The organism is uncultured Nitratireductor sp., from assembly GCF_913053745.1.
Taxonomy (GTDB): Bacteria; Pseudomonadota; Alphaproteobacteria; order Rhizobiales; family Rhizobiaceae; genus Nitratireductor.
In genome coordinates this window covers 1-12,844 of the sequence record NZ_CAJXGF010000006.1, presented here as the reverse complement: position 1 = coordinate 12,844, position 12,844 = coordinate 1, and the positions used below count along the sequence as shown (strand labels likewise).

The 12,844-nt window shown below is 59.4% G+C and carries 16 protein-coding genes; 4 read left to right on the top strand and 12 right to left on the bottom strand.

Annotation, left to right across the window (positions count from 1 at the left end):
• Window positions 1–196: 196 nt before the first annotated feature.
• Window positions 197–871 carry a GNAT family protein gene (locus QZ638_RS02060; RefSeq protein ID WP_295806250.1) on the top strand — a complete coding sequence of 225 codons (675 nt, stop codon included), beginning with the start codon at window positions 197–199 and terminating at the stop codon, window positions 869–871.
• 36 nt (window positions 872–907) lie between these two features.
• The gene (locus QZ638_RS02055) at window positions 908–1,108 is read left to right on the top strand and encodes a hypothetical protein (protein WP_295806248.1); all 201 of its coding nucleotides are present in this window, start codon (window positions 908–910) and stop codon (window positions 1,106–1,108) included.
• A 16-nt stretch (window positions 1,109–1,124) separates the two neighbouring features.
• On the opposite strand, the gene QZ638_RS02050 is transcribed toward QZ638_RS02055, so the two are convergent.
• From QZ638_RS02050 to QZ638_RS02035, 4 genes are all read right to left on the bottom strand, one after another.
• Window positions 1,125–2,213 carry a nickel/cobalt transporter gene (locus QZ638_RS02050; RefSeq protein WP_295806247.1) on the bottom strand — a complete coding sequence of 363 codons (1,089 nt, stop codon included), beginning with the start codon at window positions 2,211–2,213 and terminating at the stop codon, window positions 1,125–1,127.
• 4 nt (window positions 2,214–2,217) lie between these two features.
• Window positions 2,218–2,883 carry a DUF1007 family protein gene (locus QZ638_RS02045; protein WP_295806245.1) on the bottom strand — a complete coding sequence of 222 codons (666 nt, stop codon included), beginning with the start codon at window positions 2,881–2,883 and terminating at the stop codon, window positions 2,218–2,220.
• A 70-nt stretch (window positions 2,884–2,953) separates the two neighbouring features.
• Window positions 2,954–3,856, bottom strand: coding sequence for a LysR family transcriptional regulator (locus tag QZ638_RS02040; protein ID WP_295806243.1), 903 nt, complete (start codon window positions 3,854–3,856; stop codon window positions 2,954–2,956).
• 11 nt (window positions 3,857–3,867) lie between these two features.
• Window positions 3,868–5,055 (bottom strand): amidase, encoded by a 1,188-nt coding sequence (locus QZ638_RS02035; protein WP_295806242.1) that lies wholly within the window; start codon window positions 5,053–5,055, stop codon window positions 3,868–3,870.
• 543 nt (window positions 5,056–5,598) lie between these two features.
• On the opposite strand from QZ638_RS02035, the gene odc2 reads away from it, so the two are divergent.
• Both odc2 and QZ638_RS02025 read left to right on the top strand, forming a co-directional pair.
• On the top strand, window positions 5,599–6,732 hold the full coding sequence (gene odc2 / locus QZ638_RS02030; RefSeq protein ID WP_295806240.1) for an ornithine/lysine decarboxylase: 1,134 nt from the start codon (window positions 5,599–5,601) through the stop codon (window positions 6,730–6,732).
• Window positions 6,733–6,799: 67 nt separating this feature from the next.
• Complete coding sequence (locus QZ638_RS02025) at window positions 6,800–7,375, top strand: GNAT family N-acetyltransferase (RefSeq protein ID WP_295806239.1); 576 nt, start codon at window positions 6,800–6,802, stop codon at window positions 7,373–7,375.
• A gap of 84 nt (window positions 7,376–7,459) precedes the next feature.
• Here the strand turns inward: QZ638_RS02025 and QZ638_RS02020 are convergent, their stop codons facing one another.
• The 8 genes from QZ638_RS02020 to QZ638_RS01985 all read right to left on the bottom strand — a co-directional run.
• The gene (locus QZ638_RS02020) at window positions 7,460–7,741 is read right to left on the bottom strand and encodes an SCP2 sterol-binding domain-containing protein (RefSeq protein ID WP_295806236.1); all 282 of its coding nucleotides are present in this window, start codon (window positions 7,739–7,741) and stop codon (window positions 7,460–7,462) included.
• 121 nt (window positions 7,742–7,862) lie between these two features.
• Window positions 7,863–8,438, bottom strand: coding sequence for a MarR family winged helix-turn-helix transcriptional regulator (locus QZ638_RS02015; RefSeq protein WP_295806234.1), 576 nt, complete (start codon window positions 8,436–8,438; stop codon window positions 7,863–7,865).
• Window positions 8,439–8,858: 420 nt separating this feature from the next.
• Window positions 8,859–9,398: a hypothetical protein gene (locus QZ638_RS02010; RefSeq protein ID WP_295806232.1), complete on the bottom strand. Its 540-nt coding sequence runs from the start codon at window positions 9,396–9,398 to the stop codon at window positions 8,859–8,861.
• On the bottom strand, window positions 9,395–9,808 hold the full coding sequence (locus QZ638_RS02005; protein ID WP_295806231.1) for a hypothetical protein: 414 nt from the start codon (window positions 9,806–9,808) through the stop codon (window positions 9,395–9,397). Before QZ638_RS02005 ends, QZ638_RS02010 begins: the two co-directional genes overlap by 4 nt.
• 22 nt (window positions 9,809–9,830) lie before the next feature.
• Window positions 9,831–10,373: a rod-binding protein gene (locus QZ638_RS02000; protein WP_295806229.1), complete on the bottom strand. Its 543-nt coding sequence runs from the start codon at window positions 10,371–10,373 to the stop codon at window positions 9,831–9,833.
• Between the two features lie 60 nt (window positions 10,374–10,433).
• On the bottom strand, window positions 10,434–10,823 hold the full coding sequence (locus QZ638_RS01995) for a hypothetical protein (RefSeq protein WP_295806227.1): 390 nt from the start codon (window positions 10,821–10,823) through the stop codon (window positions 10,434–10,436).
• Between the two features lie 2 nt (window positions 10,824–10,825).
• Window positions 10,826–11,572: a flagellar biosynthetic protein FliR gene (gene fliR, locus QZ638_RS01990; protein WP_295806225.1), complete on the bottom strand. Its 747-nt coding sequence runs from the start codon at window positions 11,570–11,572 to the stop codon at window positions 10,826–10,828.
• Window positions 11,573–11,620: 48 nt separating this feature from the next.
• The coding region (locus tag QZ638_RS01985; RefSeq protein WP_295806223.1) for an FHIPEP family type III secretion protein at window positions 11,621–12,844 on the bottom strand (1,224 nt) is incomplete at its 5' end.

Sequence of the window (12,844 nt, the reverse complement as noted above, 5' to 3'; positions counted from 1 at the left end):
TCCGATTGTCGGATCGGCTTTCCTCCTCCCAAGCACGGTTCGAAACGGGGCGGTCGACCAGTGACCGCCCCGCCCGTTTTCCGCCATCATTGTTGACCGTCATCTGGTGCAGACCGAAGCAGAGTGCTGGGCCTTCCAGGCCGCCCCCAATCATGTTTTGCAGATGGATGGGCAGACAGGGCTGGAGAGAAACGACATGAAGAGCGACATTTCCAACTGGACAGCCAGACCGCGTCCCGCGCGCCAGGTTCTGGAGGGACGCACAGTGCGGTTGGAGCCACTCGACCCGGTGTGCCATGGCGACGGTCTTTTTGCCGTTTCCAGCGTTGCCGACGCTCAGGAGCGTTTTCGCTGGCTAGGCGAGTATCCGCCAGAAAGCCGGGAAGCGTTCACACCCTGGCTTGAGAAAGCTGCGGCGAGCGCGGACCCGTTTTTCTATGCCGTGGTCGACCGGGAGACGAGCCGCATCGGCGGGCGGCAGGCTTTGATGCGCATCGACCCCGCCAATGGCGTTATCGAAGCGGGGAACATCTACTGGGGACCTGGCATCTCGCGCACGGCGCGGGCGACCGAGGCGCTTTATCTATTCGCTCGTCACATATTCGACGATCTGGGCTATCGGCGCTTCGAGTGGAAATGCAACAACGCCAATCTGCCGTCACGCCGCGCGGCCGAGCGTTTCGGCTTCACCCATGAAGGCGTTTTTCGTCAGCACATGGTGATGAAAGGCGAAAGCCGCGACACCGCCTGGTATTCTATTCTTGATTGCGAGTGGCCGGCGCTAAAAAGTGCATTTGACGCATGGCTTGATCCCGCCAATTTCGATAAGGAAGGCCGTCAGAAGAAACGGTTGGAGGCCTTCCGGACCTGACTCTGAAGGCGCCGGCGAACGGACAGGCAGGATCACTTGTCGGAAAATCGTAAGGCGGCCATTGCAGCCGCGCTCATCCTCATCGGCTTCGGTCTCGTGGCCTATCTGATGCCACGCATCATGCTCGCGATCGGCGCCTATTCGCCCTGGATCGCAGGAGCGGTTGCCGTCCTTTTTGTGTTGGCGTTTTTCATGGTGTTCTGGCTGCGCGCCCGCGCTCAGCGAAAGCGGGATTGAGAGGCACGTTTCCGTATCAGACCGCAAGACTTGCGGCCAGCAAGGTAAGGCCCAGAACCATCACCAGTGCTGCGCCGCCGATCTCGATGGCATTGTGAATGCGATTGCTCGTCCGGTTGCCGCCGGACAGTGCCACAGCCCAGTTCTTTGCCGTTACAGCCAAAATCGCCAAGACCGAAACGGTGATGGCCGTGCCGATGGACATGGCGATCACCGAAAGGATGCCGCCGATCCAGAGGCTGTTCAGAAAAGCGAAGGTGAGCACAATGAGTGCGCCCGAGCAGGGACGTATGCCTACGGCGGCGATGGCCGAACTCGCTGTCTTCCAGTCGAAGCGTTCGCCCGTAAGCATGCTGGGATCGGGAGCATGTGAATGGCCGCAGGTGGGGCAGACCTCCCCCGGGGCATGATTGTGGTGATGATGATCGTGATCATCATGGGCGTGCCCGTGGGCGGTGTGGTGGTCGTGGCCGCAGGTGGAGTGATCGTGGCTGTGGTGATCGTGCGCATGCTCATGAACATGAGCGGCAGAAAGACTGTGCATGGGCTGCGGAACAGGCAGGTTGGCGCGGATCGGGCCCGACAGTTTGCGCCACAAGAGCCAGGCGCCAAAGGCGGCGATCAGGCCGAAGCTGACCGTCTCGAGAAACCAGGCGGCATCGGTCATGGAGATGGATGTGCCGCGTAGGGCGAGGAACACGACGCCCATAAGCGCGATTGCTGTGAGCCCCTGTAAGAGCGCGGAGGCGAACGAGAGGACGACACCGCGCCTGAGCGCCACTTCATTGGCCAGCATGTAAGAGGAGATGACCGCTTTGCCGTGGCCGGGCCCGGCCGCATGGAACACACCATAGGCAAAAGAAAGGCCGATCAGCACCCACAATTTGCTGCCATCTTCGCGCATTGCCTTCAACGCTCCGGTCAGTGTCCGGTAGAACGCCTGCTGCTGTGTGTTGATCCACTGCAATGTGCTGGCGAAAGGGCCCGCGGGCGTGATGGCCGGTTCCGCCGCGCCGATACCGAGGGAGCTTTGCGCCATTGCGGCGCCGGCGGCCACAAGAGTGATTGCAGCGGTGACGACGATGACACGGCGGGATAGGAGCATGAGGTCAGCTGTCCTTGCTGCAGGTTAACTCCAGGCGAGTTGCGAAGATTTTGCTCATGTCGTTGCCGGTTGGATCGTTGAAGAAGGCGTCCGTCAGGGTTTGCTGGTTCTGGGCGATCGCTTCATCGGGATCCGGTCGGACAACGCTGCTCGTGCAGTCGGCCGGAAGATTGTTGACGGTCATGTAGCTGTCTTCAACGAAGTCGATGGCTGTGTAGAAGGTGGGGTCGTAAACACCGAACGCGACCTTGCCGGTAAGGGGCAGCGGCTTTTCGGGTTTCGATTCGAACAGAATGATGAGCTGGTTGTCGACGAAATCGGCAATAAGCCGCTCAGGCGCCTGCATAGGCACGTCCTTGCCGCCCTGGGTGACGAGCTGAAAGTAATTGAAGTCGGCGAGCGACCCGTGAACGACGCTCGCCACTTCTTCCAACTCTTTTTGATCGAGCGCGAGGTCCTGGTTTTTGTCGAACTCGACGAGGACCGTGCTGGAGAAAAGATCGTCGAACCGCCAGACGTGATGCAGGGAGGAGACGGTGCCATCGCTATCGGCGTTTACGTCGAGGCGGGCCTCGGCGAAGACGTGTGGGTGGGCGAAGGCGGGAACGGTACACGTAAGAGACAAGAAAGCAATGCCGGCTTTGAGGGTGAAATCATTGCGAATCGGCATTTGAAACGGTCCCGCTCCCATCTGGTTGATGCTGTCTTGTACACGAACCCGGCAGAAATTGGACGGGGTGTCATTTGTTCGGATAATTTTCCTTCAGCCACCGGGCGAGATGGTCCACAAATGCACGGACTTTCGCTGGCAGATAGCGCCGATGTGGATAAATCGCGTAGATGCCGGCGCCGTCGAAATTGTTTTCCTGAAGCAGGGGCACCAGGCGGCCGGCGCTGATCTCCGGGTCGGCGATGAAATCGGGCAGGATTGCAAATCCAAGTCCCGAGAGAGCGGCGGCACGTGCCGCCATGGGGCTGTTCACCTCCAGACGCCCGGTCACAGGGACGTTGATCGTATCGCCGTCGTCTGCTTTGAAGGGCCAGTTCTGGCGATAACGGCCATTGGTATCGACGATGCAGGGCAGGTGCGTCAGGTCTTCCGGAACCTTGGGTTCGCCGTGAACGGCGATCAGTTCGGGCGAGGCACACAGTACAACGCGGAAAGGCGCCAGACGCTTGGCGATGAGCGAGGAGTCGGCCAGCTTGGTAATACGAATGGCGAGGTCGAACCCTTCTTCCACCAAATCCACAAAACGGTCGTCGAGGTGGATGTCGAGAGTAATGTCGGGGTACGACTTGGCGAAATCGATGAGCGATTGGCCGATAGGGGCGTCCGCGAATGTGCGCGGTGCCGAAAGCTTGATCCGGCCGCGGACATCGCCGGAGGAATCGCGCACCGCCTCGGCGAGATCCTCGACGTCGCGCAGCAATTCGACGGTGCGGGCGAAATAGGTATGGCCGGCTTCGGTGAGCGATAATTGCCTGGTTGTCCGGTTCAACAGAAGCGCGCCCAGTTCGTCTTCGAGCTCGCGCACATATTTCGATAGCAAAGCTTTCGATTTGCCCACTTTACGGGCAGCGGCGGAAAAACCCTCCGCTTCGACCACATCAACGAAGGCGCGCATACGGCTAAGTGTATCCAAGGGAGTGTCCTTCAGCTTCCGGAGAGGATATCGGCGGTCAGGCGGATGAGTTGCCGGTCGCTGCCGGCGGGTCCGAGAAGCGAAACGCCGAACGGGGCATCGTGCACCTGGCCAAGGGGAATGGTGATCTGCGGCCAGCCGAGAAGACCGGCGATGGAGGTGAGCGTGAGCGCGAGCTGGCGGTAGCGGTCGAGCTCCTCCCGTGTCGCGCTTTTCAAGGGTGCGACGGTGGGCTGCGTCGGCATGACCAACACCATATCGTCATCGAACAGCGCGGCGAAATCCTGTTGGAAGCGCTGGCGTTCGACGCGCGCACTGGCGACCGTTTCGGCGCTGATCCGGCTTCCGTGTTCGAACCGTTCTCTAACGCCGGGACCGAGTGCCGGTTTGGCATTTCGGATAAAATCTCCATGCACTTGCCAGGCTTCGTAGGCCTGGATTGTGCGGAAACAGGCGAACAATCTTTTCACCGAACCGGGCAGCGCAAGGAAGACGGTTTCCCGGTTGAAATGATGCGCGCAGGTGTGAAGCATCGCACCGTATGCCGCCCGCTCTTGTTCCCCGAACAAAAGAGCTTCGAGTTCCAGAACACGCACCGGACGTGTCAGACGCGTTGTGTGCGGATCGTCGCCTAGCAGAACCTCGCCGACGCGGCCATAGGTCGCCGCATCCCGTGCGAACCAGCCGAATGTGTCGAACGATGGCGAGAGAGGCATCGTATCTTCGAGCGGAATCCGCCCATGGGTCGTTCGCAGCCCGATCAGTCCGCAATAGGAAGCCGGGATGCGGATCGAGCCGTTGGTATCGGACCCGGCGGCAATGTCGGTCAAACCGCCTGCGACCGCAGCTGCGGAGCCGGAAGATGACCCGCCGGTGAACCGTTGCGGCGCAGCGCGATTGACCGGTGGTGGGTAGTGGGCGTTCTGCCCGATCATCGAAAACGTCAATTCATCGGTTTGAGTCTTGCCGATGAACTGTGCGCCGGCATCGAGCAGCCGTTGAATTGCAGGTGCCGTGCTCATGGCAGATCGATGAAGTTCGGCACGGTGTGGATTGCCGCCACCGGTTGGATAACCGGCGACGTCGAAGATGTCCTTCACACCAAGTGTCAGTCCCAGGAGCGGGCCGTCTCCGCTTGCCGGGGCGGGGGCGTCGGCATAATCGAGGAATGCGTTCAGCGTATCGCGCATCTTTGTCATCTTCATTTTCCTCGTCCGCCTTGGCGCAACAGGTTGGCATTCGCGCCCTTTTTTTCAAGCACACAAAATTTTTCGTTGATTGTGACAGACGATGCCACTATATCGGCGCTGCCCAAAGTCGCACGTGCCTGTGGGTGTCCGCCGGACCTCGAAAATGGCGAGGAAACCGGTACGGTACCTGGATTTAACCACTCCAGTCGGTCTTACGGCCAACCGCTAGACCGAGGACATCTTGAAGCAACGACGGTGCGGGCCTTTCTGGTGTCTGCCGGTTGTCCAAAAACCGGGGTTACTGAAGAGGCACACCTTCATTGCCGGCAGTGCGGTTGGGATCTCCCATCCAAAGCTGAGGCAGACAAAGCGCATCTTCGCCGCAAGGCGGAATGCATCGCTGCGCGTCATCGCATGGCCCTGGTTCCGGTGCTCTCCACCTGCCGGCTCCAAGGTGTGTATGCCGCTCCTTTGTCCACCGCAGGCGCGTAAATGCGCCTGCAGTCAGAAGCTTCAGTCGTGCGGCCGGAAGGGCCGCAAATGGAGAGAAACATGGCCACACAGCGTATTCTCGACTTCCTCGCCACCCGCCGTCCCGATGGCCCCTGCCTGGTCGTCGATCTCGATGTCGTGCGTGACAATTACTGCGCTTTCGAGAAGGCGCTGCCCGACTCCAGGATCTATTACGCGGTGAAGGCCAATCCGGCGCCGGAAATCCTGCGTCTGCTGGTCCAGCTTGGTTCGAGTTTCGACACCGCATCTGTCGCAGAAATCGAGATGGCACTTAATGCTGGCGCTACGCCCGACCGCATCTCTTACGGCAACACGATCAAGAAGGAGCGCGACGTGGCGCGCGCCTACGAACTCGGCATTCGCCTGTTCGCGGTGGACTGTCAGGAAGAGGTAGAAAAAATCGCCCGCGCGGCACCGGGTTCGCGTGTGTTTTGCCGCGTCCTGACGGACGGTGCTGGCGCGGAGTGGCCACTGTCGCGCAAGTTCGGTTGTGCGCCGGCCATGGCTGTCGACGTGATGCGCCATGCCCGCGCGCTCGGCCTCGATCCTTATGGCGTCTCCTTCCATGTCGGCTCGCAGCAGACCGATCTCGATGCCTGGGATCGCGCGTTGGCGGACGCTCGCGCCGTGTTCGGCGCGCTGGCGGACGAGGGCATTGTGCTCAAGATGGTCAATATGGGCGGTGGTTTCCCCACGCGCTACCTACGTGATGTTCCGGCGGCTCAGGCCTACGGCCAGGCGATCTTTTCGGCGCTGCGCAAGCATTTCGGCAATCGCATTCCAGAGACAATCATCGAGCCGGGCCGCGGCATGGTGGGCAATGCAGGCGTCATCAAATCGGAAGTCGTTCTGATCTCCAGGAAGGCCGACAACGACAATGTGCGCTGGGTCTACCTCGATATCGGTAAATTTGGCGGCTTGGCCGAGACCATGGACGAGGCGATCCGCTATCCGCTCGTAACCCGCCACGACGGCAGCGAAACCGCACCGTGTGTGCTGGCCGGCCCGACTTGCGATTCCGCCGATGTGATGTACGAGAAGACTCCGTACCCACTGCCGTTGTCGTTGACCATAGGCGACGAGGTTCTGATCGAGGGAACGGGCGCCTACACCACGACTTATGCGTCTGTGGCCTTCAATGGGTTCGAGCCGCTTCGATCCTACGTAATCTGACAAACAGATTGCGTGGCCCGCGCATCCTTGCGCGGGCTGGATTTCTCGGGCTTCAAGGATGAAGGCCATGAACCAGGTTGTTGTCGGCGGGGTGGATGCCCCTGCTTTTTCGATTCTTTGTGAAACCGCGCAGGACCTGACCGAACGCGAAGCCTTGCTCGATCGCGTCATGGGGTCGAAGCGCAAGCTCAAATCCTCGGAGACGTTGCGCCGGGGCCGGTTGCCGGCGGAGGGGTTGGCGTTTGTCGCGCGTGACGACGAAGGCCGTCTGATCGGCTCTGTCCGCCTTTGGAATGTGCGTTTGGGCACAGGTGGACAGGCCGCGCTTCTGCTCGGGCCGTTGGCTGTGGAGACCGCACTTTCCGGATGCGGAGTCGGGAGCGCTCTGATGCGCCACGCGCTCGCCGAGGCACGGAGGCTGGAGCATCCGGCAGTTCTTCTGGTGGGCGATGCCGTCTATTATGAGCGGTTCGGCTTCTCCTCGGCGCCGACGCGCGCGCTTGCGATGCCGGGACCCTACGAGACGGAGCGCTTCCTGGCTCTGGAACTTGTTCCAGGGGCGCTCGCCGGTGCCACGGGTACCTTGCGAGCCTGCGGACGAAAGATGAGCATACGCAGTCGCGCGCACGGGCTTGTGGCGTAAAAAGGCTTTTCAATATGAGAAAGGGCGGATCGCTTTTGCTCAAAAAGCGATCCGCCCAAAGGTCTCGTCTTTGCGATCTTGCGACTACAGCACTTGGCTGAGTTGCATTGCAACGGACATGTCTCCGTCCACTTTGAGTTTTCCCTGCATGAAGGCCGATGTGGGGTCGAGATCGCCCGAAATCATGGCCTCCAGGTCATCCTTGGAAAGGCTGATAACGCAATCGGCTTCGCCGTCTCCGGTGGAAACGCTGCTTCCATCGATGACAATCACGCCGTCATCGCCGCAATCGAACTTCACCGATCGGGCGAAATCCGAATCTGCAACACGCGCTTTCACTTTCTCGGCAATCGCGTCCATCCCCATACATGTTCTCCCTGTAACCGGATATGCTGCGTTTTCATGGCTCTGCCCGACTGACGCAGGGAGACCCGTTGCCAGACACTAGACATTATTTGACGTTTACGTCAACGTCTTTTGTCGGTTTTCATCGACGCGGCAGTGGGGTGCGTTTCTTGTTTGCCAACAGACGATCGAGGAGTGCAATAAGCGCATCGCGATTGTCCTCTCCGCCCAGTTTCTCGATGATCCGTTTTTCGTGCTGTGCCCAGAGCTTCGAAATATCGGAGATGAAGTCGGCGCCTTTGGATGTAAGGTGCAGGGAATGCGAACGGCGGTCGATATCGCCCTTTCGGCGTTCCGCGAGCCCGCGATTTTCCAGACAATCCATCAGTGCGACGAAATTCGCGCGCTTGATGCCCAGTTGCTCTGCCACTTCAGTCTGTTTCTGGCCGGGATTTGCCGCGATCAGAGAGAGTACGGCGAATTCTGTTGGCCGCAGTTTGACCGAAGCGAACGATTTCTGAAAGTCTTGGAAGACGGCGAGCTGCGCGCGGCGCAGTTTGTATCCAATAGCCGTTGCCAGAGGTGGTAAGCAGGGATTGTTGGTGTCTGTATCAAAAGCTTCCAGACATTCCCTGTCCGGGATCGGCGGCGAAATATCGGCCGAGGGGTGCGTCATCGTCACTATAAATCTCCAAATATACTCTTTCGGCCCGCACATAGTGCGGCAACGAAACAGTGCCCCCCGCGTCCCGATTAAAAATTTCAGGATAATTGCAGTAGCGGGGAACTGTTTACATTGTTTGCTGTATAAGGCAACGCCTTATATCTGCATTAAACAGATCGATTTTGGACAGGAATGAGGCATTTGGATATAAAAATGCGTTATGAAGCGGAATTTCGCATAATTATATAGCTTATGAATAATATTTATTCTTTATACTATTTCAAATTTTCAAAGTTATATTTCTTATATTACAAATGGAAAAGATCGATGCTGGTGGCGATAAGCGCCCCCAAAATCCCCCTTTTCCGGTATCACAGGCGAGAAGCTTCTGACAAACAAACGCGCCCGAAAATCGGTGCGATTCTCGGGCTTTGACAAATGGGCTGCGGCAGGTGAAGACGCCGGCGGGGGAGTTCAGTGGCTGCTTGGCTGCGATGCCGTGGAATCCGCTTCCAGTGCATTGGGGCCTGAAGTTTCCGGGCCAAGCCGGCTTCTTGCTGACTGGTTGCGGATTTCTGCCTTGGACAGATAATCGGCCTGTTCGATGAACACTTCGTGGATCAGCTCCTCGCCGACCCGCGCATTGATGCTTTCGACCAATCCGTCGCGGAACGCGGAAACGTCGAAACCATCCTTGCTCGCGTAGTCGATGGCGGGGTTGGCATAAAGATGAGAGTAAATCTCATCCACCAACATGGCCTCTACCGGAATGCTCAGGGCTTTGAGCTTCTTTGAGTCGATCGAATAAGACAGGCGCGTGAGAAAATAGCCGTCTACCGCCCCGGTCTTGACGACCGGCACCGAAATCACGTCCGTGCTCACATAATCGAGGCCGCCAAAGAAAGCGGGTGGGGGTTCGGCGTTGTTCTTGGCCTGTGAGAATTGGAACGAATAAAGCATCGTTCCAACCGACACCGCGCAGATCCACAGGGCGGCGAAGACGAACTTTATCATGTGGGTGCGGCCTGGCCGAATTCGTGTTGCGAATAGGTGCCGTCGGTCTGCGCGCGCTCGATGGCGTCTTGCAGGAGCTCCGCCACTTCGTTGACGGCGCCCATATGCGCGCGGATAGTGGCTTCATTATCAGCGAGCTTGTCCCGCAACCGGACCAGCGCGTCACGATGCGCGTTGGCAAGGCCCGCTTCGTTTGCTCCCTTGAGCGCGCGCGTCAACTCGTAAAGGTGACGGCTCTTGCGCGCATTGGACGCCTTGAGATCGAAAGCGGGATCGTTGCGGATCGCATCGGTCTCGGCGTCGATTGTTTCCTCGATGCGGCGCATGATCGCCAGGGCGCTCGCGCCACCATGCTGGTTCATGGCCAGAGAGGCTTTCTCGGAATTGGCTGCGGAGGTCATATCGTACATGGTTTCGTTCCGTTTCTGTACTTCAGCTCTCTTTGTCATTGCGGGTCGGTGTAGGGTTCCCGCCCAGCGTCTTGGCCGCGTGCCGCTCGATCTCCTCGACCATAGCGGTGGAAAGCAGAGCCCGTCTGCCGGCTTCTTGCTGCTCTGGCGTCTGCGAGACCGCGCCCACGGGCACGCGGTGCTCGTTTTCGACCGTATAGTCGCGCAAAACATTGCGGGCGATGCCGATGCCACCCTTCTCGGCCAGTGTTTCGCTGAGCTGCTGGGCCAGCATCGAGCGCCACATCTCGCCGGCCAGTCCCTCGCCGTAAACGGCGGAGGTCTCCTCCGGCAGGAGCGATTGCATGAAGTTCTGAAGAACCATCGCCTCGAACTTCTTTTCGACATCGGACGGCGCGTTTGCGCCAGCCTTCATTGGACTGATGGGCCGCGTGTCGATCACTGTCGAAAAACTGGCGCTTACACCCGACTTCGCCTCAAGCCGCTCTTTCGCGGCTGCGGCTTTGGCCGGGTCTGCGGCGCGCGCCACATTCAAGACAATGTCGCCGGGAGGCGATATCGCCAAGGCGTCCTCCATCGTTCGTGTTTGTAAACGGCATATTCCCAGAACAAGCTTGTGGGAGGCTTAAGTCTCGCCCGTTCTGCGGCGTTCGATGAATTCGAGGCGTTCCTTGTCGGCGCTGCTGCGTTCTTCCATGTTTGTGGCCTCGCGATAGGCGCGTGCCAAAGCGTTGCCACGCGCATCCGCTTGCATGATGCTTTGCGCTTCCTGCCGGGCGCGTTCGGCACTCGAGCGGCTGCGCTCAAGCGCATTTGCGACACGGCGATGATAAAGGTCGGGAAAAAGGGCCGTCATGGTGGTGCCGGTGTCGAGCGTGTCGGTGATGGACTTGGCTTCCTCTTCCGCAGCTACGGTTTCGGCCATGTGCGCGGCGTGTTGTGCCTGGTGATAGTTCTTGAGGCGTTCCATCACCGATACAAGCTTCCGCAGGCGTTTCTGCCGTGGTGTCGACATGCCTAACGTCCCTCGAAGATCGGAAAGAACCCCTCGGCGAAAAGCCCGAGCAGCGAGGGGATGGCGAAATAGAGGAGAATGATGCCTCCCGCGATCACGAATGGCAGGGATATGAAGTAGATCGGGATCTGCGGCGTGAGCTTGTTGATGAAACCGATGGCGAGGTTCACCAGGATCGCGTAGGCGAGAAAGGGGCTGCCGAGCCTGAGCATCACGAAGAATGCGTCGGAAAGCGTGTCGGTGATGTCGGTCAGTGCGGATTGCGGGTCGAACAGGCTATCGATCGGCGCCAGTTCGTACGAGACCACCAACGCACGGATGATCAGGTGGTGAAAATCGAGAACGAAGAGCAGCATTAGTGCCGAGAGCGAGATGAGCGCGGTAAGTGGTGGCTGCGGTTCGGCCTCTTCGATCGCGGTGCCGCCGGCGGCCATGCCGAAGCCCATGAACATGGCCATGGAGGTGCCGATAAATTGCAGCGACAGGACGTAGACGCGGGCGATGAGACCGATCAGCGCGCCGATGGCAAGTTCCGAGGCGATCAGCAGGAAAAGCGGCCCCGGTTCGTCGGACACGTGCGGTGTGATGAGATCCCAAAGATGAGCGAGCATGGCAAGCGTGGCCGCCACGGCAGCGAACAGGCGCACCTGCATGGGCACGCGCACGCTCGATAGCCCGGGCATGAGCATGAAGCAGCCGCCGATACGGCAGAAGGCAAGAAACGCGGCGAGGAGCGGGGTTTCGAGCATCGTATCAGGTTGCCGACGCTCTGGCTCCCAGGGAGCGTGGGTCCGGCATTACGAAATCGAGCCCAGCACGCTGAGTTCGACGCCTTTTGCCATTTCCACATGGCTGAGTACAGGCAGCGTCGGGAACAGTCGTTCGACGATCATGCGCACGTAGGGCCGCGCCTCGGGCGCGGTGACAAGCACGAAGCGCTCGCCGGCGTCCAGATACTTCCGGATGGCCGTGCTCGCCTCCTGCCCGAATTCCTCGAGCTGGCGCGGATCGATGTCGAACTCTCGGATTTCGCCCTTGGCGTCGCGCTTGAGCGCCTGATGGAAGGCCAGGTCCCAGCGACCCCCGAGCCGGAGCACTTTGAGCGTGTTGCCTTCGGTCAGGTCGCCGCAGATTTGCTGCGCCATGCGGATGCGGACATGCTCGACGATCTGCTCGGTGCGGCGGATATGCGGCGCGATCTCGGCAATGGCCTCGATGATGAGATGGAGATTGCGGATAGAGACGCGCTCAGCCAGGAGAAGTTTGAGCACCGCCTGCAAACCCGGATAGGTTATGTGCGAGGAGCAGATTTCATCGGCGAGCTTACGGTATTCGGGATCGAGCCGTTCGATGAGCGCCTTCATGTCCTTGTAGGACAGAAGTTGCGGCAGGTTGTTTCGGATCACTTCGCTGAGATGGGTCAGCAGGACCGACATGTTGTCGGCGAAGGCATAGCGTTCGCGTTTCAGGTCGTCGCTGAACATTTCCGGCACCGAGAAGGCGCGCATGCCGAACGCTGGCTCCTTGACCTCTTCGCCAGGCATGTCGGGCATCCGGTTGTTGCCAACCAGGACGAGCAGTTCGCCGACGCGCATCTGATACTCTGTCACCACGGTGCCGTGGATCTTGATGCGGTAGCTTTTGGGCGGGATGGAATAGTCGTCGGTCAGACGCACTTCGGGCACGACGAAACCGTACTGCGCGGCAAACTTCTTGCGCATCTTGCCCATGCGATAGGCCAATTCCTGATGCGAAGCCAGAAGTCGCGTGGAAAGCTGCTTGCCGATGAGCAGTTCGATCTCGGCCGTCTTCAACGAAGATTTGACCGAGTTGCGCTCTTCTTCTTCCTGCGAGAGCTGCTCTTGCCGCTGAACTTCGTGTTGCTTTTCCTGCCGCTGGCGCGCACGTCGCGGCAAGGCGTAGCCGATGCCTGCCATCACGGCGGCAAGTGCGACGAAAGGCAGGAAAGGCAGGCCAGGCATGAGGCCGAGCACGGTGAGAAGCATGGCGGCAACGAAGAG

Bases quoted from the DNA above. Each gene is read 5' to 3' on its own strand.
- QZ638_RS02060 (WP_295806250.1), top strand. From the start codon at position 197: ATGAAGAGCGACATTTCCAACTGGACAGCCAGACCGCGTCCCGCGCGC.
- QZ638_RS02050 (WP_295806247.1), bottom strand. From the start codon at position 2,213: ATGCTCCTATCCCGCCGTGTCATCGTCGTCACCGCTGCAATCACTCTT.
- QZ638_RS02045 (WP_295806245.1), bottom strand. From the start codon at position 2,883: ATGCCGATTCGCAATGATTTCACCCTCAAAGCCGGCATTGCTTTCTTG.
- QZ638_RS02035 (WP_295806242.1), bottom strand. From the start codon at position 5,055: ATGACAAAGATGCGCGATACGCTGAACGCATTCCTCGATTATGCCGAC.
- odc2 (WP_295806240.1), top strand. From the start codon at position 5,599: ATGGCCACACAGCGTATTCTCGACTTCCTCGCCACCCGCCGTCCCGAT.
- QZ638_RS02025 (WP_295806239.1), top strand. From the start codon at position 6,800: ATGAACCAGGTTGTTGTCGGCGGGGTGGATGCCCCTGCTTTTTCGATT.
- QZ638_RS02020 (WP_295806236.1), bottom strand. From the start codon at position 7,741: ATGGGGATGGACGCGATTGCCGAGAAAGTGAAAGCGCGTGTTGCAGAT.
- QZ638_RS02015 (WP_295806234.1), bottom strand. From the start codon at position 8,438: ATGTGCGGGCCGAAAGAGTATATTTGGAGATTTATAGTGACGATGACG.
- QZ638_RS02010 (WP_295806232.1), bottom strand. From the start codon at position 9,398: ATGATAAAGTTCGTCTTCGCCGCCCTGTGGATCTGCGCGGTGTCGGTT.
- QZ638_RS02005 (WP_295806231.1), bottom strand. From the start codon at position 9,808: ATGTACGATATGACCTCCGCAGCCAATTCCGAGAAAGCCTCTCTGGCC.
- QZ638_RS01995 (WP_295806227.1), bottom strand. From the start codon at position 10,823: ATGTCGACACCACGGCAGAAACGCCTGCGGAAGCTTGTATCGGTGATG.
- fliR (WP_295806225.1), bottom strand. From the start codon at position 11,572: ATGCTCGAAACCCCGCTCCTCGCCGCGTTTCTTGCCTTCTGCCGTATC.